1 pseudogene is annotated in these 1,125 nt (G+C 80.4%); it reads left to right on the top strand.

What is annotated here, in order from left to right:
* Positions 1-259: 259 nt before the first annotated feature.
* Positions 260-1,125 (top strand): annotated as a pseudogene (locus AB0H87_RS41990) (hypothetical protein); the annotation flags it as partial.

Genomic DNA, 1,125 nt, shown 5'->3' with positions numbered 1-1,125 from the left:
ATCTTCGTGATGTGGCCGCTGGTCTACTCGGTCTACCTGAGCACCTACGAGATCAACTTCTACAAGGGCAACACGTTCGTCGGCACCACCGGCTCGTGGCGAGACGACGGCGACCATTCGGGACTGGGGTCCGCCGTGGGCACGACACCGCCCGCCGCGGCGGGCGGACGTGGCGCCGGTCCTGGTGCGCCCGGACGTTTCGGTGGCGAAGGACCTGTGCGCGGCGACTCCGCCGGCGAGCCGCCACGCGGATCGTTCGGTGACGGACCCCGGCGTGGTGAGCCCGCGGGCGAGCCGCCGCGTGGGCAGTTCGGTGGTGACGGACCGCGGCGTGGCGAGCCCACGGGGGATGTCGCGCGCGGACAGTTCGGTCGCGACGGCGCCGAGCCCGGAGCGCCGGGACGGTTCGGCCGCGGTCGCTCAGGAGCTGATGGCGGACGTGGCCCGGGTGGCGCCGCGGGCGGCCCACCGGTACCGCCCGGCGAGCCGCCGGCCCGGTTCGGCGCCGCACCCGCCGGTGGTCGACCCACCGGCGAGCCGCCGACCCGCCCCGGGGGAGCACCCGCTGGGCCGCCGCCGGCCCGCCCTGGGGGAGCACCCGCTGGGCCACCGCCGGCCCGCCCCGGGGCAGCACCCGCCGGGCCGCCGCCGGCCCGACCAGGAGGAGCCCCTGCCGGGCCGCCGCCGGCCCGCGCCGGGGGAGCGCCCGCCGGAGCGCCTCCCGTGCCGCCCGGCGAGCCGCCGGCCCGGTTCGGCCGTCAGCCCGCGGGCGGGCCACCGGCCACACCCACCGAGCCGCCGGCCCGTTTCGGCGGTGCGCCGCCCGCGGGTGGAGCACCGGTCCCGCCCGGAACGCCACCGAACGGACCTCGTGGCGCGGCCGCACCGCCGCGCGGCGCCGCCGTGCCGGTGCCACCGCCCGGCGACCCGGCCGGGCGCCAGCCACGGCGCGGCGCCCCAAGCGGCCGGCCCGAGGACGGCACGGGCCAGTTCGGCGCCGCCGGACGTCCGGGCGTGCCGCCCGGCCAGGACACCACCGGCCAGTGGGGCGCGCGCGACGCGCGCCCTCCTGCCGGTGGCGGGAGGGTCGCCAGGGCTTATCAGCGTGCTCTCAGCCGGCTCCCC

This window comes from Asanoa sp. NPDC050611, assembly GCF_040654855.1.
Classification (GTDB): domain Bacteria; phylum Actinomycetota; class Actinomycetes; order Mycobacteriales; family Micromonosporaceae; genus Asanoa.
The sequence above is the reverse complement of the archived record's forward strand: the minus strand, read 5'-3'. Positions and strand labels throughout refer to the sequence as shown.